Annotated in this window: 18 protein-coding genes; 12 read left to right on the forward strand and 6 right to left on the reverse strand. The window is 72.7% G+C overall.

What is annotated here, in order from left to right:
• Positions 1-53: 53 nt before the first annotated feature.
• Positions 54-2,198: a primosomal protein N' gene (locus IE136_RS10630; RefSeq protein ID WP_189600190.1), complete on the forward strand. Its 2,145-nt coding sequence runs from the start codon at positions 54-56 to the stop codon at positions 2,196-2,198.
• Between the two features lie 56 nt (positions 2,199-2,254).
• Here the strand turns inward: IE136_RS10630 and IE136_RS10635 are convergent, their stop codons facing one another.
• Positions 2,255-2,773, reverse strand: coding sequence for a hypothetical protein (locus tag IE136_RS10635; protein ID WP_158985391.1), 519 nt, complete (start codon positions 2,771-2,773; stop codon positions 2,255-2,257).
• 226 nt (positions 2,774-2,999) lie between these two features.
• Here IE136_RS10635 and fmt point away from each other — a divergent pair, with 226 nt between their 5' ends.
• Positions 3,000-3,956, forward strand: coding sequence for a methionyl-tRNA formyltransferase (gene fmt / locus IE136_RS10640; protein WP_158985389.1), 957 nt, complete (start codon positions 3,000-3,002; stop codon positions 3,954-3,956).
• A gap of 186 nt (positions 3,957-4,142) precedes the next feature.
• On the opposite strand, the gene IE136_RS10645 is transcribed toward fmt, so the two are convergent.
• Positions 4,143-4,454 (reverse strand): hypothetical protein, encoded by a 312-nt coding sequence (locus tag IE136_RS10645; protein ID WP_229818748.1) that lies wholly within the window; start codon positions 4,452-4,454, stop codon positions 4,143-4,145.
• A gap of 152 nt (positions 4,455-4,606) precedes the next feature.
• Between IE136_RS10645 and IE136_RS10650 the strand changes: the two genes are divergently transcribed.
• The 5 genes from IE136_RS10650 (at position 4,607) to IE136_RS10670 (ending at position 10,136) form a co-directional block, all read left to right on the forward strand.
• Positions 4,607-6,040 (forward strand): RsmB/NOP family class I SAM-dependent RNA methyltransferase, encoded by a 1,434-nt coding sequence (locus IE136_RS10650; protein ID WP_189600191.1) that lies wholly within the window; start codon positions 4,607-4,609, stop codon positions 6,038-6,040.
• A 170-nt stretch (positions 6,041-6,210) separates the two neighbouring features.
• Entirely contained in the window at positions 6,211-6,894 is a 684-nt protein-coding gene (gene rpe, locus IE136_RS10655) for a ribulose-phosphate 3-epimerase (protein ID WP_158985387.1), read from the forward strand.
• Positions 6,895-7,059: 165 nt separating this feature from the next.
• The gene (locus IE136_RS10660) at positions 7,060-8,109 is read left to right on the forward strand and encodes a sugar-binding transcriptional regulator (protein ID WP_158985385.1); all 1,050 of its coding nucleotides are present in this window, start codon (positions 7,060-7,062) and stop codon (positions 8,107-8,109) included.
• A gap of 115 nt (positions 8,110-8,224) precedes the next feature.
• Complete coding sequence (locus IE136_RS10665) at positions 8,225-8,587, forward strand: barstar family protein (RefSeq protein ID WP_189600192.1); 363 nt, start codon at positions 8,225-8,227, stop codon at positions 8,585-8,587.
• Between the two features lie 106 nt (positions 8,588-8,693).
• On the forward strand, positions 8,694-10,136 hold the full coding sequence (locus tag IE136_RS10670; protein ID WP_158985381.1) for a GuaB1 family IMP dehydrogenase-related protein: 1,443 nt from the start codon (positions 8,694-8,696) through the stop codon (positions 10,134-10,136).
• A gap of 250 nt (positions 10,137-10,386) precedes the next feature.
• On the opposite strand, the gene IE136_RS10675 is transcribed toward IE136_RS10670, so the two are convergent.
• Entirely contained in the window at positions 10,387-11,415 is a 1,029-nt protein-coding gene (locus IE136_RS10675) for a GDSL-type esterase/lipase family protein (protein ID WP_189600193.1), read from the reverse strand.
• 290 nt (positions 11,416-11,705) lie between these two features.
• Between IE136_RS10675 and IE136_RS10680 the strand changes: the two genes are divergently transcribed.
• The 4 genes from IE136_RS10680 to IE136_RS10695 all read left to right on the forward strand — a co-directional run bounded on the left by IE136_RS10680 (position 11,706) and on the right by IE136_RS10695 (position 16,856).
• Complete coding sequence (locus IE136_RS10680; RefSeq protein ID WP_158985377.1) at positions 11,706-13,169, forward strand: amino acid permease; 1,464 nt, start codon at positions 11,706-11,708, stop codon at positions 13,167-13,169.
• A gap of 10 nt (positions 13,170-13,179) precedes the next feature.
• Entirely contained in the window at positions 13,180-13,635 is a 456-nt protein-coding gene (locus IE136_RS10685; RefSeq protein WP_030204433.1) for an Lrp/AsnC family transcriptional regulator, read from the forward strand.
• A 646-nt stretch (positions 13,636-14,281) separates the two neighbouring features.
• Positions 14,282-15,088 (forward strand): carbon-nitrogen hydrolase family protein, encoded by an 807-nt coding sequence (locus IE136_RS10690; protein WP_158985376.1) that lies wholly within the window; start codon positions 14,282-14,284, stop codon positions 15,086-15,088.
• Between the two features lie 73 nt (positions 15,089-15,161).
• Positions 15,162-16,856 carry a flavin monoamine oxidase family protein gene (locus IE136_RS10695; protein WP_158985374.1) on the forward strand — a complete coding sequence of 565 codons (1,695 nt, stop codon included), beginning with the start codon at positions 15,162-15,164 and terminating at the stop codon, positions 16,854-16,856.
• Positions 16,857-16,980: 124 nt separating this feature from the next.
• On the opposite strand, the gene IE136_RS10700 is transcribed toward IE136_RS10695, so the two are convergent.
• The 3 genes from IE136_RS10700 to IE136_RS10710 form a co-directional block, all read right to left on the reverse strand.
• Entirely contained in the window at positions 16,981-17,709 is a 729-nt protein-coding gene (locus IE136_RS10700) for a DUF5995 family protein (RefSeq protein WP_268247916.1), read from the reverse strand.
• A gap of 74 nt (positions 17,710-17,783) precedes the next feature.
• The gene (locus IE136_RS10705) at positions 17,784-19,184 is read right to left on the reverse strand and encodes a uracil-xanthine permease family protein (RefSeq protein ID WP_189600194.1); all 1,401 of its coding nucleotides are present in this window, start codon (positions 19,182-19,184) and stop codon (positions 17,784-17,786) included.
• Between the two features lie 130 nt (positions 19,185-19,314).
• Complete coding sequence (locus IE136_RS10710) at positions 19,315-20,547, reverse strand: MFS transporter (RefSeq protein ID WP_158985370.1); 1,233 nt, start codon at positions 20,545-20,547, stop codon at positions 19,315-19,317.
• Between the two features lie 101 nt (positions 20,548-20,648).
• On the opposite strand from IE136_RS10710, the gene IE136_RS10715 reads away from it, so the two are divergent.
• A complete protein-coding gene (locus tag IE136_RS10715; RefSeq protein ID WP_189600195.1) occupies positions 20,649-21,791 on the forward strand; it encodes an ROK family transcriptional regulator in 1,143 nt (380 codons plus the stop codon).
• Positions 21,792-21,836 lie beyond the last annotated feature (45 nt).

The raw sequence follows: 21,836 nt of genomic DNA on the forward strand, positions 1-21,836 counted from the left end.
GTGCCGGGCTTCCGCATGTCCGGCTGTCGGTGGCGTCTGGTAGGTATGAGGCTGTGAGCAGCGAGAACGGGAAGACGCAGGGGGAGGCCGCCGAGCCGCCCGAGCAGCTCGCGCTCATCCGGGAGACCGTCCGCAAGGCGAAGGTGCCACGGGCCAAGCCCCGGACGTGGCGGGGGGCCGCGCTGGCCAAGGAGCTGCCCGTGGCCCGCGTGGTGGTCAACAAGGGCGTGCTCCACCTCGACCAGTACTTCGACTACGCCGTGCCGGAGGAGCTGGACGCCGTCGCGCGGCCGGGGGTCCGGGTGCGCGTGCGCTTCGGCGCCGGTGCCCACCAGGTCAGGGACGGGCGGCGCGAGGGCGGCCGGCTGATCGACGGCTTCCTGGTCGAGCGGCGGGCCGAGTCGGACTACCAGGGGGCGCTGGCCGCGCTGGCCGACGTCGTCTCTCCCGAACCGGTGCTCAGCCCCGAGCTGCTCGCCCTCGCGCGGGCGGTCGCCGACCGGTACGCGGGGAGCCTCGCCGACGTGCTCCAGCTCGCGATCCCGCCACGCAGCGCCCGCGCCGAGGCGAAGGCGTCCCCCGAGCCGCTGCCACCACCCGCCGCACCCGGGCCGGGCAGCTGGACGCGCTACGAACGGGGCCCGGCGTTCCTGGACGCCCTCGCCGGGGGCGGGGCGCCGCGCGCGGTGTGGAACGCGCTGCCGGGACCCCACTGGGCCGAGGAGCTGGCCCGGGCGGTGGGCGCCACACTCGCCTCCGGACGGGGAGCGCTGGTCGTGGTGCCCGACGGGCGGGCCGCGGCGCGGGTGGACGGCGCCCTGAAGGCCGTCCTGGGCGAGGGGCGGCACGCCCTGCTCACGGCCGAGACGGGACCGGAGAAGCGGTACGCCCAGTGGCTCGCGGTACGGCGTGGCTCCGTGCGGGCGGTCGTCGGGACCCGTGCGGCGATGTTCGCGCCCGTCCGGGACCTGGGACTGGTGGCCATCTGGGACGACGGGGACGGCAGCCACAGCGAACCGCACGCACCGCAGCCCCACGCGCGTGACGTCCTGCTGCTGCGCGCCGCCCACGACCGGTGCGCCTTCCTGCTCGGCTCCACGAGCTGTACCGTCGAGGCCGCGCAGCTCGTGGAGACCGGCTGGGCCAAGCCGCTCGCGGCCGGTCGCGACCAGGTGCGGGCCGCCGCCCCGCTGGTGCGGACCGTCGGCGACACCGACCTCGCCCGCGACGAGGCCGCGCGGGCCGCCCGACTGCCCTCCCTGGCCTGGCAGGCGGTACGGGAAGGGCTGAAGACCGGCCCCGTGCTCGTCCAGGTGCCGCGGCGGGGGTACGTACCTCGGCTCGCGTGCCAGCGGTGCCGGACGCCCGCGCGCTGCCGGCACTGCGCGGGGCCGCTGGAGGCCCCGGAGCAGCAGGATCTGCGGTGCGGCTGGTGCGGGAGGGGCGCGGCCGACTGGCACTGCGTGGCATGCGGCGCCACCCGGCTGCGGGCCCAGGTCGTCGGCGCGCGCCGCACGGCGGAGGAGCTGGGCAGGGCGTTCCCCGCGGTGCCGGTACGGACATCGGGCCGCGACCACGTCCTGGACACCGTGCCCGGGCGGCCCGCCCTGGTCGTGTCCACGCCGGGCGCCGAGCCCGTCGCCGAAGGCGGCTACACCGCGGCGCTCCTCCTCGACGGCTGGGCGATGCTCTCGCGCCCCGATCTGCGCGCGGGCGAGGAAGCCCTGCGGCGCTGGATCGACGCGGCGTCGCTGGTGCGGGGCCAGGGCGAGGGCGGCATGGTCGTGGTGGTGGCGGAGCCCACGCTGCGGCCGGTCCAGGCCCTGGTGCGGTGGGACCCGGTCGGTCACGCCCAGCGCGAACTCGCCGAGCGGGCGGAGCTCGGCTTCCCGCCGGTGTCGCGGATGGCGGCCGTCTCCGGCCCGCCGGAGGCGGTGGAGGCGTTCCTCGCCGCGGCGGAACTGCCCGACGACGCCCAGGTGTTGGGCCCCGTGCCGTTGCCGGTCGTCCGGCCGGGGGGCCCTTTCAGGCCGGGTGATCCTCCGCCGGGGGAGCGGTGGGAGCGGGCCTTGGTCCGGGTCCCGCCGGGGAACGGGGCCGCGTTGGCGGCCGCGTTGAAGAACGCGCGGGCGGGCCGCCTGGCCCGGGGCGGCGGGGACCCGGTCCGGGTCCGGGTCGATCCGCCGGACATCGGCTGAGGCCGCGAACGGCTCGGCCGCCCGACCCCTGCGGGGGGCGGCCGGAGGGGGGCGCGTCAGCCGTTGCGAGGGCCGGGGAAAGCCGGCGGGCGAGGGTCCTCGCGCAGGGACTGCGCGGCGGGGGCGGGCTGCGGAGGCATCGCGCGGGCGGGCGGAACCACCGGCAGCGTGCGGGTCGCCCCCGGCTCCGGCGCCCGGTCCTGCTCCACGGCGCCGCTCTGCTGGGGCGCGCGCCGGGCGCCGTACCGACGGTGGACGGCCTGCTTCGTGACCCCGAGCGCCGAGCCCACCGCGTCCCACGAGAACCCGAGGGAGCGGTCGAAGTCGACCGCCGCCGTCACGAGGGTCTCGACGCTGTCCCGCAGCTCCTGGGCGAGCCGGACCGTCGGCGCCGGCGCCCGTCCGTACACGACGAAGCCCGTCGACGGGCCGGAGCGGCGCGGGCGGTAGACATTGCCCAACTGGGCCGTGAGCGTGCGCAGTGCGTCCACCTGCCGCCGGACCCGCTCGATGTCCCGCACCAACAGATGCAGACTTGCCCGGGCTTGGGCGTCGTGGGTTGCGTGGTCGGCCATGTGAAAGCCTCTCGAACCGGCGTGGAATAAGGGGCGGGCCACAACGAGGGGCGGCCCGTTCGGTCAATCTCTCTTGACCAACGCGCTACCCGTGGTCAGGTCACGCTGCGGGGGCGTACACGCATATGCGCGGGGCGCTCATGCCGACGTACGCCCCCTCACGCATCCCCCTCTAGACTGGTGCGTTGCCCGTGATCCGCCCCGACAGACAGGCAGTCAGCCACCGATGAAGCTCGTCTTCGCAGGCACCCCCGAGGTCGCCGTACCCGCTCTTGACGCCCTGCTCGCCTCCGGCCGGCACGAGGTGGCGGCCGTCGTCACCCGCCCGGACGCCCCCGCGGGCCGCGGCCGGCGTCTGGTCGCGAGTCCGGTCGCCGAGCGGGCGGAGGAGGCGGGGATCGAGGTGCTCAAGCCGTCGAAGCCGCGTGACGAGGAGTTCCTCGCGCGGCTGCGCGAGATCGCCCCGGACTGCTGCCCGGTCGTCGCCTACGGGGCGCTGCTGCCCCGGGTCGCCCTCGACATCCCCACCCACGGCTGGGTCAACCTGCACTTCTCCCTGCTGCCGGCCTGGCGCGGCGCGGCGCCCGTGCAGCACGCGGTGATGGCGGGCGACGAGGTGACGGGCGCGACGACGTTCCAGATCGAGGAGGGGCTCGACTCGGGTCCCGTCTACGGCGTGATCACCGAGGACGTCCGACCCACCGACACCAGCGGCGACCTGCTGACCCGGCTCGCCTTCGCCGGCGCCGGTCTGCTGGCCGCGACGATGGACGGCATCGAGGACGGCACCCTGAAGCCGGTCCCGCAACCCGCCGAGGGCATCACGCTGGCCCCCAAGATCCAGGTCGAGGACGCGCACGTGGACTGGAAGGCCCCGGCCCTGCGCGTGGACCGGGTGGTGCGCGGCTGCACCCCCGCCCCCGGCGCCTGGACCGTCTTCCGCGGCGAGCGCCTCAAGCTGATCCAGGCCGCGCCGGTGCCCGACCGCACCGACCTGGCGCCCGGCGAGCTCGCGGCCGGCAAGAACAACGTCTTCGTCGGCACCGGCTCGTACGCGGTGGAACTGCTCTGGGTCCAGCCGCAGGGCAAGAAGCCGATGAAGGCGGCGGACTGGGCGCGCGGCGTACGGATCGCCCCGGGCGAACGCGTGGGCGGCACGGACCTGGACGTCCCCCGTACCTAGCCCGTGTCCGTGAAGTCCCGCCTGGCTCGCGACGCCTGGCACGCACGCTCCTGAGTTGTCGGGAGCCCCGTACGAGGGTGATCCTCCGCCTCGCGATCGCACGCACCGGACGCCGCGGGCCCTGCCCTGCGGGCGGACGGCGCTACTTTCCAGACACGACCGAGGGGGTGCCGACGTCCCGGGCCGTCACGCCGTCTCCTCGACGGGCTCCGCGTTCACGGCCCGCCTCCAGAGCCTTGCGTGCCACTCGTTGGCGTCGGGAGCGGGCGGGGTGGTCAGGACCGGGTTCGGTCCGCTCTCGATGAGATGCAGCAGGGACCAGGCGACGCCGTAGCAGTCGTCGGGGCCGAAGCAGGTGACGAGCGCCGCGGCCTCCTCCGCCGTCACCGGCCGGGAGATCGTCTCCAGCTGCTTGACGCGCCTGTCGATCTCCTCCTCGCTCGCGTCCCAGTCGGGGAGGGGGCCGTCCGCGACGAACGCCTGCACTTCGGGTCTCATGACCGGATGATCGCGTGCCTCCGGCGCTCGGGCAAGACGTACCGGCCGGGCTCCGAGCAGGCCGGGAGCGGTTGGGACGGCCGGTGGTGCGGCTCGGGGGAGGGCTTAGGCTGAGAGGGTTCGACCGTCTCACTTCGTCAGCGGAGCACCTTTTGAGCGAGCAGGCACGTCGCCGTCCCCCCAAGCCGTACCGGCGTCCCAAGAAGGACCCCGTCCGGATGCTCGCCTTCGAGGCGCTCAGGGCCGTCGACGAGCGGGACGCGTACGCGAACCTGGTGCTGCCCCCGCTGCTGAAGAAGGCGCGGGAGAACGGTGACTTCGACACGCGGGACGCGGCGCTCGCGACGGAGCTGGTGTACGGGACGCTGCGCCGACAGGGGACGTACGACGCGATCGTCGCGGCCTGCATCGACCGGCCGCTGCGCGAGGTCGACCCCCCGGTTCTCGACGTACTGACGCTCGGGGCCCACCAGCTGCTCGGCACGCGCATTCCCACCCACGCGGCGGTCTCCGCGAGCGTGGAGCTCGCGCGGGTCGTGCTCGGGGACGGGCGGGCCAAGTTCGTGAACGCCGTTCTGCGGAAGATCTCGCAGGACGACTTCGACACCTGGGTCGCGCGGGTCGCCCCGCCGTACGAGGACGACGCCGAGGACCACCTCGCGATCGTCCACTCCCACCCCCGCTGGGTGGTCACCGCGCTGTGGGACGCCCTCGGGGGCGGACGGGCCGGGATCGAGGACCTGCTGGAGGCCGACAACGAGCGGCCCGAGGTCACACTGGTGGCCCGCCCCGGGCGGTCCACGCCGCAGGAGCTGACCGAGGTGCTCGGCGAGGACACGGTGCTGCCCGGACGCTGGTCGCCCTACGCGGTACGACTGGCCGAGGGCGGCGAACCGGGCGCGATCGAGGCGGTCCGCGAGGGACGGGCGGGCGTCCAGGACGAGGGCAGCCAGCTGGTAGCCGTCGCCCTGGCCGACGCGCCTCTCGAAGGCCGTGACGAGCGCTGGCTCGACGGCTGCGCCGGGCCCGGCGGCAAGGCCGCGCTGCTCGGCGCCCTCGCCGCGCAGCGCGGGGCCACCCTGCTCGCCTCGGAGAAGCAGCCGCACCGCGCCCGGCTCGTCGAACGCGCGCTGGCCGGCAACCCCGGCCCGTACCAGGTCATCGCCGCCGACGGCACCCGCCCGCCGTGGCGGCCCGGCTCCTTCGACCGTGTGCTCATGGACGTGCCGTGCTCGGGGCTCGGGGCGCTGCGCCGTCGGCCGGAGGCCCGCTGGCGCCGCCGCCCGGAGGACCTGGAGGGCTTCGCCCCGCTCCAGCGCGGACTGCTGCGGGAGGCGCTGCGGGCGGTGCGCGTCGGCGGTGTCGTCGGCTACGCGACCTGCTCACCGCACCTGGCCGAGACCCGGGTGGTCGTCGAGGACGTCCTGAAGGGCCGCGGCGGCCCGGCCGTCGAGGCGGAGTGGATCGACGGCCGTCCGCTGATGGCGGGTGTCCCCGGACTCGGCGACGGACCGGACGTCCAGCTGTGGCCGCATCTGCACGGGACCGACGCGATGTACATGGCCCTGCTGCGACGTACGGCCTGAGGCTTCTCGCGGGTCCGACGGACTCCGAGGGCTCCGGCGGGCTCCGCCGAACGGCGAAAACGCCCGAATGTCCGGGCTGTGACGCCCGCCGGAGCCCGGCCGCCGGACCGGATGTGAACCGAAACCGGTCCGCGGCAAAGAAGTGCCCAAGAACATGGCAGGCTTGGCACATGGCGCAGATCAATCCCAGCATCCTGTCCGCAGACTTCGCCCGCCTCGCCGAGGAGGCGAAGGCCGTCGAGGGTGCCGACTGGCTGCACGTCGACGTGATGGACAACCACTTCGTGCCGAACCTGACGCTCGGCGTGCCGATCGTCGAGTCGCTCAGCCGTGCCACGGACACCCCGCTGGACTGTCACCTCATGATCGAGGATCCCGACCGCTGGGCCCCCCAGTACGTCGAGGCCGGCGCCGGCTCCGTCACCTTCCACGTGGAGGCGGCCGCCGCCCCCGTGCGGCTGGCGCGCGAGATCCGGGCCAAGGGGGCGCGGGCGTCGATGGCGCTGAAGCCCGCGACGCCGATCGAGCCGTACGAGGACCTGCTCCCCGAGCTGGACATGCTGCTGATCATGACCGTCGAGCCCGGCTTCGGCGGTCAGGCCTTCCTCGACATCATGCTGCCGAAGATCCGCCGGACCCGTGAGCTGATCTCCAAGCACGGTCTGGAGCTGTGGCTCCAGGTCGACGGCGGCGTCTCGGAGTCCACCATCGAGCGCTGCGCCGAGGCCGGTGCCGACGTCTTCGTGGCGGGCTCGGCGGTCTACGGGGCGGCGGATCCGGCCGACGCGGTCCGCTCGCTGCGCGCCAAGGCCGACTCCGCGACCGCCTCGGCGGCTTGGGCGTGTGGCCACTGAGCCTCGGGCAGATGAACGCGATCCGTCGGCGGGTCGACAGGACTGATCAAGGGCCGCCGGATCTGACAGGATGAACGGTGAGTCGAGAGTGTGAACAGCGCTGACTCGGCCAACGGTGGTTGAGCGGTTGAGAGCAGTGCGTGAGCAGTTCGTGAGCAGCGGTACGTGAAGAGCAGTGAGGAGATCGCGGTGGCGGGTATCTCAGCGGGACGGTCAGCCCTGCGGATGGGACCCGCGGAGCTGGTGCAGGCGGCGGCCATGGCCCGCCGCTTCTACCTCGAGGGCAAGTCCAAGATCCAGATCGCCGAGGAGTTCGGCGTGAGCCGCTTCAAGGTGGCCCGGGTCCTGGAGACCGCCCTCGAACGCGACCTCGTGCGCATCGAGATCCGCGTACCCGCAGAGCTGGACGCCGAACGCTCCGACGCGCTCCGCGCCCGCTACGGGCTCCGCCACGCCGTCGTCGTCGAGTCTCCGGCGGAGGGCGAGGACGAATCGCCCGACCCGGAGAACCTCGGCGAGGTCGCGGCCGACCTGCTCGGCGAGCTGGTCACCGAGGGCGATGTCCTGGGCCTGGCCTGGGGCCGTTCCACCATCCACATGGCCGCGGCCCTCGACCGGCTGCCCCCGTGCACGGTCGTGCAGCTCACGGGCGTGTACGACGCCGGCACCGCCGAGCGCGGCTCGGTCGAGGCGGTACGGCGGGCGGCGCAGGTCTCCGGCGGCGAGGCGCACCCCATCTACGCGCCGATGCTGCTGCCCGACCCGGCCACCGCGGCCGCGCTGCGCAACCAGACCGGTATCGCGCGGGCCTTCGAGTACTTCGACAAGGTGACGGTCGCGTGTGTGTCGATCGGCTCCTGGGAGCCCGGCATCTCGACGGTGCACGACATGCTCTCGGACGAGGAGCGCGCCCACTACGCCTCGCTCGGCGTCGCCGCGGAGATGTCCGCGCACCTCTTCGACGCCGACGGGCGCCGGGTGGGCCGCGACCTGGGCGAGCGCTGTATCACCGTCGAGGCCGACCGGCTGCGCCGCATCCCCGAGGTCGTGGCCATCGCGGGCGGTCAGCGCAAGGCGGCGGCGATCGGCGCGGTCCTGCGGTCGGGTCTCGTCACCAGTCTCGTGACCGACCGGGCGGCGGCGGACTTCCTCCTCACCGAGTCCGCCCCCGGTCCGCGCCCGGCCCTCGACCGCACGGACCCGGACGACGTCTGAGACCCGGACGACGTCCCAGGCCGCGGCGGCCACGACGGTCGCCCCCGACGGAGTCCCGGGGAGGGGAAGGCGTGCACCGACGACCAGTACGAGACCTTCCGGGAGGTCCTCCCCGATGAAGCTCGACGAGGCGCTCCGTCACCCCGTCCTCCTCGACCTGCACGGCGTCGGGGACAAGGCCGCCTTCATGGACCGGTGCGCCACCGCCCTCGCTCTCCCGGACTGGTTCGGCCGGAACTGGGACGCACTCGCCGACTGTCTGACCGATCTCCCCGAACCTGGACCGGTCGCCCTCGTCGTCACCGGCTGGCAGGTCTACGCCGAGGCCCACCCCCTGGAGTGGCGCCTCGCCCAGGACGTCTTCGCCACGGCCGTCGACGAACGCCCCACCCACCTCACCATCCTGCTCGCCCTGGGAGGCTCCCCGGGGGACTTTCTTGGAGGATCCGACAGAGGCGGTCCCGCAAGCCTCGGATGAATCGCCCGGGACCGGTTCCCGCACCGCCGTGGGACAATGAACTACGTGCTTTTTCCCCTGGCTGAAATGCCTAGGGGCCACTCCGATCGACTGGGATGTTCAGCACGTGCGTTTCCTCAATGACGTCAAGCCGCCGTACGACCTGACGTACGACGATGTGTTCATGGTGCCGAGCCGTTCGGCCGTGGGCTCCCGCCAGGCCGTCGACCTCACCTCGCCGGACGGTTCCGGCACGACGATCCCGCTGGTCGTCGCCAACATGACCGCGATCGCAGGCCGCCGCATGGCCGAGACCGTCGCCCGCCGCGGCGGCATCGTCGTCATCCCCCAGGACATCCCGATCGAGGTCGTCACCGACGTCATCGCGTGGGTGAAGAGCCGCCACCACGTCCTCGACACCCCGATCGTCCTCGAGCCCCACCAGACGGTCGCCGACGCCCTCTCCCTGCTCCCCAAGCGGGCGCACGACGCCGGTGTCGTCGTCGACGAGGAGCGCCGTCCGATCGGTGTGGTCACCGACGCCGACCTCTCCGGGGTCGACCGCTTCACCCAGCTGTCCGAGGTCATGTCCAAGGACCTGCTGCTCCTCGACGCCGACATCGAGCCGCGCGAGGCGTTCAACACGCTGGACCACGCCAACCGCCGGTACGCCCCGGCCGTCGACAAGGACGGGCGTCTGGTCGGCATCCTGACCCGCAAGGGCGCGCTGCGCGCGACCCTGTACACCCCGGCCACCGACGAGCAGGGCAAGCTGCGCATCGCGGCTGCCGTCGGTATCAACGGCGACGTGGCGGGCAAGGCCAAGCAGCTCCTCGACGCCGGTGTCGACACCCTCGTCGTCGACACCGCGCACGGTCACCAGGAATCGATGATCGCCGCGATCAAGGCCGTCCGCGGTCTCGACCCGCAGGTGCCGATCGTGGCCGGCAACATCGTCGCCGCCGAGGGCGTGCGCGACCTGATCGAGGCCGGGGCGGACATCATCAAGGTCGGTGTGGGCCCCGGCGCCATGTGCACCACCCGCATGATGACCGGTGTCGGCCGCCCGCAGTTCTCCGCCGTTCTGGAGTGTGCCGCCGAGGCGAAGAAGTACGGCAAGCACGTCTGGGCCGACGGCGGTGTCCGCCACCCCCGTGACGTCGCCATGGCGCTCGCCGCCGGCGCGTCCAACGTGATGATCGGTTCCTGGTTCGCCGGGACGTACGAGTCCCCGGGCGACCTCCACGCCGACGCGAACGGGCGCCTGTACAAGGAGTCCTTCGGCATGGCCTCGGCCCGCGCCGTGCGCAACCGCACGAGCGAGGAGTCGGCCTACGACCGCGCGCGCAAGGGCCTCTTCGAGGAGGGCATCTCGACCTCCCGGATGTTCCTCGACCCGGCCCGCCCGGGCGTCGAGGACCTGATCGACTCGATCATCGCGGGCGTCCGCTCCTCCTGCACGTACGCGGGCGCGGCCTCCCTGGCCGAGTTCGAGGAGAAGGCCGTCGTCGGCATCCAGAGCGCCGCCGGTTACGCCGAGGGCAAGCCGCTGCACGCCAGCTGGAGCTAGGTCGTGTCCGGAAGGTAGCGCCGTCTGCCCGCAGGGCAGGCTCGCGGTGTCTGGTGCGTGCGATCGCGAGGCGGAGGGTCGCCCTCGTCCTGGGCGTACTCGGGTGATCCCGACAACGAGGCGAGCGTGCGTGCCAGGCGTCGCGGGCCAGGCGGGACTTCACGGACAACGGCCCGGTTCCGGTACGCCGGTCCACGCCGAAGGGCCCCCGCGAGAGACTCGCGGGGGCCCTTCGGCGTACCCGCGGCGCTCACGCCGGTGCGTGGGGGCGCAGTGCTCGGGCGACCGCCGCCGCGATGCGCGCGTGGCCCGCGTCGTCGGGGTGCAGGCCGTCCGCCAGGTGCTCGGGGCCGAGGAGGCCCCGGCCGGAGAGCACCAGGAGCCGCTGGTCGCCCTCCGAGGCCAGGTCGCGGCCCGCGTGCTCCATCGCGGCGCGCAGGTCGTCCAGGGTGGCACCCACGGCGTTGCGGGTGGTCTCGGCCTCCGGGCGCAGGACGGGCGAGAGGATCAGCAGCGGGGCGTCCGGGTGGCCCCGGCGGACGAGCCCGACGTAGGCGCGGACCGTCTCGTACAGCCGGTCGGCCGAAGAGGGCGCCTCGGACCAGCAGTTGGTGCCGAAGGCCAGGGTGACGAGCTCGCCGGGGAGGCGTGCGAGCTGCTCGGCGAGGGGTAGCTCACCGCGCGCCCCGCCCGCGAACCCGAGGTTGACCGTGTCCAGGCCGAGCGTCCTCCCGGCCGTCGCCGGCCAGGAGTGGGCGGGCCGTGTCGACCACCAGCCCTCGGTGATCGAGTCGCCGTGCACCAGCCAGCGCGGCCGGGCAGGGGCGGGCGAGAGCACGCCGCCCACCGCGCGCAGGCCGAGGATCACCGGCGCCCGGTCCTCGGGCGGATGAACGCTGAAAACCCCTCCGCCTGAGGGGAGTCCGAGCCTGACCGTGGCCTCCTCGGCCGGCTCAGTCGTTACCTCGCCGACGCATCGCGCGCCGCGCCACAGCGCGAAGCAGTGCGGCAGGGACCCCGGCGAGGCGGCCCGGTAACGCAGCTCGACCGACCGGGTGCCCGGCGCGGCCGTGAACTCCACCCGTACCCCGATGGGCAGGGCGGCCCGCTCCACGGTGTCCCAGGGCAGCCGGTCGAGGTCGGCGGGGTCGGCGCGCACCGCGCGCCCCCGGTCGAGCCATGCCGTACCCCGCAGAAAGGGTTCCGGGTCGAGCCAGTCCGCCGCCACCTCCTCCGGTCGGAGGGGTGCGGAGCGCTCGCGGAGTGGGTCGGCCGGCATGAGAAGTGCATGCCACGCCGGAGGCGCTTCACACCCCTGATGTGTCGATTCATGCGGTGAGGCGCAATGTTTCCCCGTCTGTGCCCCAAGAGCGCAATGATCATACGCAGGTGCGCAACAACCCTGCATTACGGACGCGAAGCGTGAAGGCTTAGGCTCGTGCCTCGTACCAGGAGTGGCGGCGACCGCCTGCTCGGCGGTCCCCCATCCCTCGCGGGTTCCTTTTCCCCCTGCTCGCGTGCCGCCGCGGTCGTCGCGTCCCGACAGGCAGCGATCAAGGAGCCCCCGCAGTGCTGGATCAAGGCACAGCCCCGCCGGCCACCGAGCCGACCGTCCCCAAGAGCTCGGTGCTCTCCGCCCTCACCCGACGCAAGCCGGTGGAACAGCTGGTCGCGGAGGGTGGACAGGGTGAGGGCGGCAGTCTTCGCCGCACGCTCTCGATGTGGCAGCTGACCATGATCAGCATCGGTGCCACGCTCGGTACCGGCATCTTCGTCGTGCTCGGCGAGGCTGTTCCGCTGGCGGGTCCGGCCGTCACCGTCGCCTTCGTCTTCGCGGGCCTCACGGCGCTCTTCTCCGCCCTCTCGTACGCGGAACTGGCCGGCACCATCCCTGTCGCGGGCTCCTCCTACTCGTATGCGTACGCAACGATGGGTGAAGTCGTCGCCTGGATCTGCGGCTGGTGTCTGCTCCTGGAGTACGGCGTCTCCGTAGCGGCCGTGGCCGTCGGCTGGGGTGACTACCTCAACGAGCTCCTCGACGGCACCATCGGCGTGACCCTGCCCACGGTGCTCACCGCGCCCCCCGGCGACGGCGGCATCTTCAACCTGCCCGCCCTGATCGTCGTGATGCTGGCGATGGTGTTCCTGCTCGGCGGCGCCAAGGAGTCCGCCCGCGCCAACACGATCATGGTGTTCGTCAAGATCGCCTCGCTGGCGCTGTTCTGCGCGGTGGGCTTCCTCGGCTTCAAGTCCGGCAACTACGCGGACTTCATGCCGCTGGGCGTCAGCAGCATCGGCGCCGCCGGCGCCATCCTCTTCTTCTCGTACATCGGCTTCGACGCCGCCTCCACCGCGGGTGAAGAGGCCAAGAACCCCAAGCGTGACCTGCCGCGGGCGATCATGCTCTCCCTGGTCGTCGTCACCGCGCTCTACGTCCTCGTCGCCGCGGTCGCCGTCGGCGCCTGGGACTGGAAGAAGTTCGCCGGCACCGATGCCACCCTCGCCGCGATCATGAACGACGTCACCGGCCAGAGCTTCTGGGGCACCCTGCTCGCCGCCGGCGCGGTGATCTCCATCGCCAGCGTCGTCCTCACCGTGCTCTACGGCCAGACCCGCATCCTCTTCGCGATGTCCCGCGACCGCCTGGTGCCGAAGGTCTTCGGCAAGGTGAGCCCGAAGACCGGGACCCCCCGCGTCAACACCGTGATCGTCTCGCTCTTCTGCGGCATTCTCGCCGCGGCCGTTCCGCTCGGCGAGCTGGTGAACGCGACCAGCATCGGCACGCTCTTCGCCTTCGCCCTGGTCAACATCGCGGTCGTGGTGCTCCGCTACCGCCGCCCCGACATGGACCGCTCCTTCAAGGTTCCCTTCGGCCCGCTCTTCCCCGTGCTCGGTTTCGTCTTCTGCGGATACAGCATGTACAGCCTCGACCTGATCACCTGGGCGTACTTCGGTGCGTGGATGGCGGTCGGCCTCGTGTTCTACTTCCTGTACGGCATGCGCCGCTCCCGTCTGGCCACCGCAGAGAAGTGATCCACCCGTAGTGCGACTCAACGACCTCGACGAACGCATCGTCCACGCTCTCGCGGAGGACGCCCGCCGCTCGTATGCCGACATCGGCTCGCTCGTCGGTCTCTCCGCGCCCGCCGTGAAGCGGCGCGTGGACCGGCTCCGGGCCGAGGGCGCCATCACCGGCTTCACCGTACGGGTGGACCCGGCGGCGCTCGGCTGGGAGACCGAGGGGTTCGTCGAGATCTACTGTCGCCACAACACCTCGCCGAACGACATCCGGCGAGGCCTGGAGCGCTACCCCGAGGTGGTGTCCGCGTCGACCGTCACCGGCGACGCGGACGCCGTCGTGCAGGTCTTCGCCTCGGACATGCGCCACTTCGAGCGCGTCCTGGAGCGGATCGCGGGCGAGCCGTTCGTGGAGCGCACCAAGTCCGTGCTCGTGCTCTCGCCACTGCTGCGGCGCTTCTCCTCCGGCTCGCCCGCTTAGGCCGTGTCCGGGAAGTAGCGCCGTCTGCCCGCAGGGCAGGGCCCGCGACTTCTGGTGCGTGCGACCGCAAGGCGGAGGGTCGCCCTCGTACCGGGCGTACTCGGGTGATTCCGGCAACGCGGCGAGCGTGCGTGCCAGGCGTCGCGGGCGAGGCGGGACACGGCCCAGGCGGTCGTGCCCGCCGTTGTCGTCCACGGAGACGCCGACGCGACTTGTCCTCGAGGGCCGGCACGTCGCTGCCGGTGACCATGCCCGTGACGAGGGCCACCCTGCCGCCCGTCACGAGGCGGCCGGCCTTTCACGACGGAGCAGCCGCCCCGGCCGTGATCAGTACGGTGGCGGCCAGGGCGGTGATTCGGACGGCGGTTCGTGTCGGTCCTTTCGGCAGGTCAACCGGACGGCCACCACTCTTTCGCCCGGCCCGCCCCCGGGGCGTCGGGCCGTGGAACGGTCCGGTCCGCGCCGCGCGGCGGGGGAACCCCGCGTCCCCGGCACGAGGCGCGCGCAACGAATCGCCGCCGGTCCGGCAGAGCGCGCAACGCTTAGACGGTCGGTCCGCAACGGTCGCGCCTTGTCCCGGCAGAGCCCGGAACCGTACCGTTTTGACGTCTTCCTTCCACCCTCTCCACCCCGCGAGGTCCTGCCCATGCCCCCGCTGCGCACCGCCCTGCTCCAGAGCTCCGGACAGCCCGGTGACGTGGCCGCCAACCTCACCGTCCTCGCGGACGCGGCCGAGCGGGCCGCGGCCACCGGCGCCCGCCTTCTCGTCGCCCCCGAGCTCTTCCTCACCGGCTACGCGATCGGCGACGACGTCCCCCGTCTCGCCGAGCCCGCCGACGGCCCCTCGGCCGAGGCGGTCGCGGCCCTCGCCGCCCGCCACGGCCTGGCGATCGTCTACGGCTACCCGGAGCGGGACCCCGAGCGGCACGGCGTGGTCTACAACTCCGCCCAGCTGATCGGCGCCGACGGCACCCGCCTGGCGAACTACCGCAAGACCCACCTCTTCGGTTGCTTCGAGCAGAAGTGGTTCACCCCCGGTGAGCAGGCCGTCGTCCAGGCGGAGCTCGACGGAGTCCGGCTCGGCATGATGATCTGCTACGACGTGGAGTTCCCGGAGAACGTCCGCTCGCACGCGCTCGCAGGCACCGACCTCCTCCTGGTGCCGACCGCGCAGATGCACCCCTTCCAGTTCGTCGCCGAGTCCGTGATCCCGGTCCGCGCCTTCGAGAACCAGATGTACGTGGCGTACGTGAACCGGACCGGACCCGAGGGCGAGTTCGAGTTCGTCGGACTCTCCACGCTCGCCGGCCCCGACGGGACCGCCCGCGCCCGCGCCGGCCGCGGCGAGGACCTCGTCTTCGGCGAGGTCGACCCCGCCTTCCTGGCGGCCTCCCGCGAGAACAACCCCTACCTGCGGGACCGCCGCCCCGGCCTCTACGGCTCGCTCGTCTGATCCGGGCCCTTCGAGCCGCCCCTCCGCCTTCCTGCCCCTCCCCAGTCTTTTCCGTGCAAGGAGTCCGTACCCCATGACGTCCACGGTGCCCACCGCCGTCCAGCACACCGACGCGCAGCCGCCGATCACCATGTTCGGTCCGGACTTCCCGTACGCCTACGACGATTTCCTGGCACACCCGGCCGGGCTGGGCCAGATACCCGCGACCGAGCACGGCACCGAGGTCGCCGTCATCGGCGGCGGTCTCTCCGGCATCATCGCCGCGTACGAGCTGATGAAGATGGGCCTCAAGCCCGTCGTCTACGAGGCCGACCAGATCGGCGGCCGGCTGCGTACCGTCGGCTTCGAGGGCACCGGCACCGAAGGCCTGACCGCCGAGATGGGCGCCATGCGCTTCCCGCCCTCCTCCACGGCGTTCCAGCACTACATCGATCTCGTGGGCCTGGAGACGCGGGCCTTCCCGAACCCGCTCGCCGAGTCGACCCCCTCGACCGTCGTCGACCTCAAGGGCGAGTCGCACTACGCCACGACCGTCGACGACCTCCCGCAGGTCTACCGCGACGTGATGAACGCCTGGAACGCCTGCCTGGAGGAGGGCGCCGACTTCTCCGACATGAACCAGGCGATGCGCGAGCGCGACGTGCCGCGCATCCGCGAGATCTGGGCCAAGCTCGTCGAGAAGCTCGACAACCAGACCTTCTACGGCTTCCTGTGCGAGTCGGAGGCCTTCAAGTCCTTCCGGCACCGCGAGATCTTCGGCCAGGTCGGCTTCGGCACCGGCGGCTGGGACACCGACTTCCCCAACTCCATCCTGGAGATCCTGCGCGTCGTCTACACCGAGGCCGACGACCACCACCGCGGCATCGTGGGCGGCTCCCAGCAGCTGCCGCTGCGCCTGTGGGAGCGCGAGCCGGAGAAGATCGTGCACTGGGCGCAGGGCACCTCGCTGTCCTCGCTCCACGGTGGCGAGCCGAAGCCCGCGGTGACCCGCCTCAACCGCACCGCCGGCAACCGGATCACCGTCACGGACGCCTCCGGGGACATCCGTACGTACCAGGCGGCGATCTTCACCGCCCAGTCGTGGATGCTGCTCTCCAAGATCGCCTGCGACGACTCGCTCTTCCCGATCGACCACTGGACGGCGATCGAGCGCACCCACTACATGGAGAGCTCCAAGCTCTTCGTCCCCGTGGACCGGCCGTTCTGGCTGGACAAGGACGAGGAGACCGGGCGGGACGTCATGTCGATGACGCTGACCGACCGGATGACCCGCGGCACGTACCTCCTGGATGACGGCCCGGACAAGCCGGCCGTCATCTGCCTGTCGTACACCTGGTGCGACGACAGCCTGAAGTGGCTGCCGCTGTCCGCGAACGAGCGGATGGAGGTCATGCTGAAGTCGCTCGGCGAGATCTACCCGAAGGTCGACATCCGCAAGCACATCATCGGCAACCCGGTGACCGTGTCCTGGGAGAACGAGCCCTACTTCATGGGCGCCTTCAAGGCGAACCTGCCGGGTCACTACCGCTACCAGCGGCGTCTGTTCACGCACTTCATGCAGGACCGGCTGCCCGAGGACAAGCGGGGCATCTTCCTCGCGGGCGACGACATCTCCTGGACGGCCGGCTGGGCCGAGGGCGCCGTGCAGACCGCGCTGAACGCGGTGTGGGGCGTGATGCACCACTTCGGCGGCGCGACCGACGCCACCAACCCCGGCCCGGGTGACGTGTACGACGAGATCGCCCCGGTGGAGCTCCCGGAGGACTGACCCCGCAGCACGCACCCAGGCAGCACGCGCACAGACGGACCGGCCCCCGCGGAACTTCCCGGGGGCCGGTGCCGTTGGGGGAGTGGGGCGGACGGCATCGGTGCGCGAGCGGCCGCGAAAGCGGTCAGCCGCACGGTGCGAGCGGCGTCAGCAGCATCCGCCCCACCAGCCCCACCGACCGGTCGAGGCGTTCCGAGAACTCCTCGGCCAGGTCGGGCAGCTCCCGCAGCTGCCACAGCGAGCGGGCGGCGAGCCAGGCCCCGTCGCGGGCCCGCTCCAGGCTCCAGCAGCCGAGCAGATGCGTCAGCGGGTCCGCGATCTCCAACAGGTCCGGGCCCGGCATCAGCTCCTCGCGGATGCGCTCCTCCAGCAGGACGAGGACGTCGCCGACGCGGTCGAACTCGTCCTCCAGCTCCGCGGGCGAGCACTCGAGCGCCCGGCAGCTGTCGACCACCGCCAGGGCCAGGTCATGGCCGATGTGCGCGTTGATGCCGGCGAGCGCGAACTGCAGCGGCCGTACGCCGGGGTGGCGCCGGTAAGTGAAGAGCGGCCGCCAGCACGCCGGGGCGGGGCGGCCGGTGGCGACGGCGTCGACCACCGAGAGATAGCGCTCGGCGAAGCGGACGTCGAGGGTCGCGGCGGCCCGCCAGTCGGCGAAGGTGCCCGCCTCGATGGCGTGGCCGATCTCCTCCGTCACCGTGAGATAGACCCGGTTGAAGACGGCGACCCCGTCGGCCGGATGCCAGGCCGAGCGGATGGTCCGCATCCGCTCCACCACCGGGTCGACCGCCGTGAACGGCCCGATCTCTTCGGTTCCGGCCCGCGGGGCCGCGATCTGCTGGGTCTGCGCCATGGAGGCAGCGTTTCAGCAGCCGGGTCCGGGAGGGAACCCTCCCGGTCCGGCTTCCTCATTTCGGGCGAATACCCCTACCGCTCGGTGGCGGGCTCCTCGTCGGCACCGCTCTCGTACGAGCTGGTGCCGGAGTCGAGCAGGGGCTCCTGCTCCTTCATGTGGGCGGGGGCGAAGGCCCGCAGTACGTGGTAGCCGGTGATCACGACGAGGGTGCCGAGTGCGATCCCGCCGAGCTCGAAGGTGTCGGTGAAGGTCAGCTTCACTCCGCCGACGCCGATGATGATGCCCGCCGCGGCCGGGACCAGGTTGAGCGGGTTGCGCAGGTCCACCTCGGCGTTGATCCAGATCTGCGCGCCGAGCAGGCCGATCATGCCGTACAGGATCACGGTGATGCCGCCGAGCACACCGCCCGGAATCGCGGCCACGACCGCGCCGAACTTGGGGCAGAGGCCGAAGAGCAGGGCGAAGCCGGCCGCGGCCCAGTAGGCGGCGGTGGAGTAGACGCGGGTGGCGGCCATGACGCCGATGTTCTCGGAGTACGTGGTGTTGGGCGGGCCGCCCACGGCGGTGGAGAGCATCGAGGCGGCGCCGTCGGCGGCGATCGCGGTGCCGAGCTTGTCGTCGAGCGGGTCTCCGGTCATCTCGCCGACGGCCTTGACGTGGCCGGCGTTCTCGGCGATCAGCGCGATCACGACCGGCAGGGCGACCAGGATCGCGGACCACTCGAAGCTCGGGCCGTGGAAGGACGGCAGGCCGATCCAGTCGGCCGTGGCGACGCCGGAGAGGTCCAGGCGCCAGTGGTCGGTGACCTGTCCGCTCGGCGACATCGAGTGGATCTTGCCGAAGACCAGGTCGAAGACCCAGGAGACGGCATAGCCGAAGATCAGGCCGAGGAAGATCGCGATGCGGGACCAGAAACCGCGCAGACAGACCACGGCGAGGCCGGTGAACAGCATCACCAGCAGGGCCGTCCACTGGTCCTGCGGCCAGTAGGTGGCGGCGGTGACCGGGGCGAGATTGAAGCCGATCAGCATCACGACGGCGCCGGTCACGATCGGGGGCATCGCCGCGTGGATGATCCGCGCTCCGAACCTCCGGACGGCGAGCCCCGCCAGGAAGAGCACCAGGCCGACGACGAGCACCGCGCCGGTGACGGTCGCGCTGGTGCCGCCGGAGGCCCGGATGGCCGCGGCGACACCGACGAAGGAGAGCGAGCATCCGAGATAGCTGGAGACCGTGCCCCGGGTGGCGAGCAGGAAGATCACCGTCGCGACACCGGACATCATGATCGCGAGGTTCGGGTCGAGGCCCATGAGCACGGGGGCGACGAACGACGCGCCGAACATGGCCACCACGTGCTGGGCGCCGAGACCGGCCGTACGGGGCCAGGAGAGCCGCTCGTCCGGCCGGACGACGGCTCCTGGAGCGGGTGTACGTCCGTCGCCGTGCAGGGTCCAGCGCACGCCGAGGTTCATGGGGTCGCTCCAGTTCTCCGGTTCCGGCGGCCGTGTCGTGACCGCTGAAGATCAGCCACATGGTAGTGCGCCGCAGGTGAACAAGGCTGTCTCGATCCTCCTGGCGCGATCCCTCCGTCGAGCGCGGTCGTCAGGAGACCTGGCCCGAGCCCGCCGTACGGCTCTCGCTCGCCGGCTTCGCCGTCGCCCGGGAGGCGGGGCGGAGCACCCCGGCGCCGAGCACCAGGCCGAAGGTCAGCAGCGTGACCAGACCGAAGGAGAACACCAGCGAGGTCGCGTCGGCGATGCCGCCGATGGCGGAGGGCGCGATGAGGCCGGAGGTGTACGTGATGGTGGCGACGCCCGCGATGGCCTGGCTCGGGTTGGGCCCGCTGCGACCCGCCGCGGCGAAGGCGAGCGGGACGACGACGGCGACACCGAGGCCGATCAGTCCGAAACCGGCCATCGCGAGGGCGGCGTGCGGGGCCAGGACGACGAGCAGTCCGCCGAGGGTCGCGACGACTCCTCCCACCCGTACCGTCCGTACGGCCCCGAACCGGTCGACGACCCGGTCGCCCACCAGCCGGGCGACGGCCATGGTCAGGGCGAAGGCGGTGGTGGACGCCGCGGCGACGCCGGCCGAGGAGCCGAGCTCGTCGCGGAGGTAGACCGCCGACCAGTCCAGACTCGCCCCCTCGGCGAAGACGCCGCAGAAACCGATGGCACCGATGACCAGGGCGGACTTCGGCGGCAGCGAGAAGCGCGGCGGCGGCTCCTCGTCCGGGGCGCTCTGCAGGTCGAGGACGCCCTGGCAGAAGGCGAGGCCGAGCGCGGTGAGGACGAGGGCGGCGATCAGGTGGTGGAGCCGGGCGTCCCCACCGAGGTGGGCGGCGACGGTACCCGCGGCGGAGCCGATGAGCGCGCCCACGCTCCACATCCCGTGCAGGCTGGACATGATCGACTTGCCGAGACGGTTCTCGACCTCGACCCCGAGCGCGTTCATCGCCACGTCGGACATGCCGGCCGTGGCGCCGAAGACGAACAGCGCCGCGCACAGCCCGTAGACGTTGGGGGCGAGCGAGGGCAGGGTCAGGGAGAGCGTCCACAGGGCGAGCAGCCCGCGCAGCGCGGTGCGCGCCCCGAGGCGGTGGCTGATCGCACCGGCCAGCGGCATCGCGAGCGAGGCGCCGAGCGCGGGGAAGGCGAGGGCGAGGCCGAGCTGTCCCGCGCTGACGTGGGCGTGGTCCTGGATCCAGGGGATGCGGGTGGCGAAGCTGCCGGTGACCGCGCCGTGGACGCAGAAGACGGCGGCGACGGCGAAGCGCGCCCGGCGCACCCGCTCCATGCCGAAACGCCCGGTGCTGGAGACGGTCTTGCCCGTCATGTGCCCTCCCTCGTCGCGGTTCGGCCGTAAACTATCAGGAACCCTGCCTGATAAATAGTGGGCGGACGAACGCGCGAACGAGAGTCTGAGAGGATCCCGGCATGCCCGCATCCCCGAGCACCGCCCGGGCCATCAACGACCGGCTCGCCCTGCGACTGCTCCAGGACGAGGGTCCGTTGACGGCGACTCAGCTGAAGGCCCTGACCGGTCTCTCCCGCCCCACCGTCGCCGATCTCGTCGACCGGCTGCGCGGCTCGGGGCTCGTCGAAGTCGTCGGAGAGGCCGGAGCCGAGCGGCGCGGACCCAACGCCAAGCTGTACGGGATCGTCGCGGGCCGCGCCCATCTCGCCGCCCTGGACGTGCGCGCCCGCTCGGTCTCCGTCGTCGTCGCCGACCTGCTCGGCACCACGCTCGCCGAGGCGTCGCTGCCGATCAGGGACGGGACGGCGACGGAGCCGGCTGTCGAGCAGGCGGTCGCCCTGCTGGAACGCACCGCGAAGCAGGCGGGCGTCGCGGCGGTGCACAGCATCGGCGTCGGCGCGCCCGGACTCATCGACCCGGCGACCGGAGAGCTCAACGACTCCTCGGGTCTTCCCGCCTGGCACCGGCGCCTGGTCCCGGTGCTCCAGGAACGGCTGCCCGCGACCGTGCTCGTCGAGAACGAGACCAACCTCGCGGCCGTCGCCGAGCAGCGGGTGGGCGCGGCGCGGGACTGCGACACCTTCGTCCTGCTCTGGCTCGGGCAGGGCGTCGGGGCGGCCGTGGTCCTCGACGGCCGCCTGCGCCGCGGCTCCTCGGGCGGCGCCGGCGAGATCGGCTTCCTGCCCGTGCCGGGCACCTCGGGGCTGCCCTCGGCGACGGACTGCGCGGGCGGCTTCCACGAGCTGGTCTGCGTCGCGGCGGTCGACGCGCTGGCCCGTCGGCACGGCCTGGACCCCCGTACCGCCCTGGCCTCGGGCGAGGGCCCCTTCCTCGACGCCCTCGCCGACCGGCTGGCCGTGGGGGCCGCTGCGGTGGTCTCCGTCCTGGACCCGGGGTGCCTGGTCCTCGCCGGGGAGACCGGCCACGCCGGGGGCGCCGCCCTCGCCGCGCGGGTCGAGGCGCGTCTGAACCGGCTCTCCCCGCTGCGTACCGAGGTCCGGCCCACCGCCCTCGGTGACACGGCGGTTCTGCGCGGCGCCCTGCTCGCCGCCCGCGACGCGGCCCAGGACGAGCTCTTCGGCCCCGGGGAGGGCAGGGGATAGTCCCGTGAACGCCGTCGCCGCGGCCCGCGTGTGCGGGCCGCGGCG

The organism is Streptomyces lateritius, assembly GCF_014649715.1.
Lineage (GTDB): Bacteria > Actinomycetota > Actinomycetes > Streptomycetales > Streptomycetaceae > Streptomyces > Streptomyces lateritius.

Coding starts and splice junctions, on each gene's coding strand:
- IE136_RS10635 (WP_158985391.1), bottom strand. CDS start 2,773: ATGGCCGACCACGCAACCCACGACGCCCAAGCCCGGGCAAGTCTGCAT.
- fmt (WP_158985389.1), top strand. CDS start 3,000: ATGAAGCTCGTCTTCGCAGGCACCCCCGAGGTCGCCGTACCCGCTCTT.
- IE136_RS10645 (WP_229818748.1), bottom strand. CDS start 4,454: ATGAGACCCGAAGTGCAGGCGTTCGTCGCGGACGGCCCCCTCCCCGAC.
- rpe (WP_158985387.1), top strand. CDS start 6,211: ATGGCGCAGATCAATCCCAGCATCCTGTCCGCAGACTTCGCCCGCCTC.
- IE136_RS10665 (WP_189600192.1), top strand. CDS start 8,225: ATGAAGCTCGACGAGGCGCTCCGTCACCCCGTCCTCCTCGACCTGCAC.
- IE136_RS10675 (WP_189600193.1), bottom strand. CDS start 11,415: ATGCCGGCCGACCCACTCCGCGAGCGCTCCGCACCCCTCCGACCGGAG.
- IE136_RS10690 (WP_158985376.1), top strand. CDS start 14,282: ATGCCCCCGCTGCGCACCGCCCTGCTCCAGAGCTCCGGACAGCCCGGT.
- IE136_RS10695 (WP_158985374.1), top strand. CDS start 15,162: ATGACGTCCACGGTGCCCACCGCCGTCCAGCACACCGACGCGCAGCCG.
- IE136_RS10700 (WP_268247916.1), bottom strand. CDS start 17,709: ATGGCGCAGACCCAGCAGATCGCGGCCCCGCGGGCCGGAACCGAAGAG.
- IE136_RS10705 (WP_189600194.1), bottom strand. CDS start 19,184: ATGAACCTCGGCGTGCGCTGGACCCTGCACGGCGACGGACGTACACCC.
- IE136_RS10710 (WP_158985370.1), bottom strand. CDS start 20,547: ATGACGGGCAAGACCGTCTCCAGCACCGGGCGTTTCGGCATGGAGCGG.
- IE136_RS10715 (WP_189600195.1), top strand. CDS start 20,649: ATGCCCGCATCCCCGAGCACCGCCCGGGCCATCAACGACCGGCTCGCC.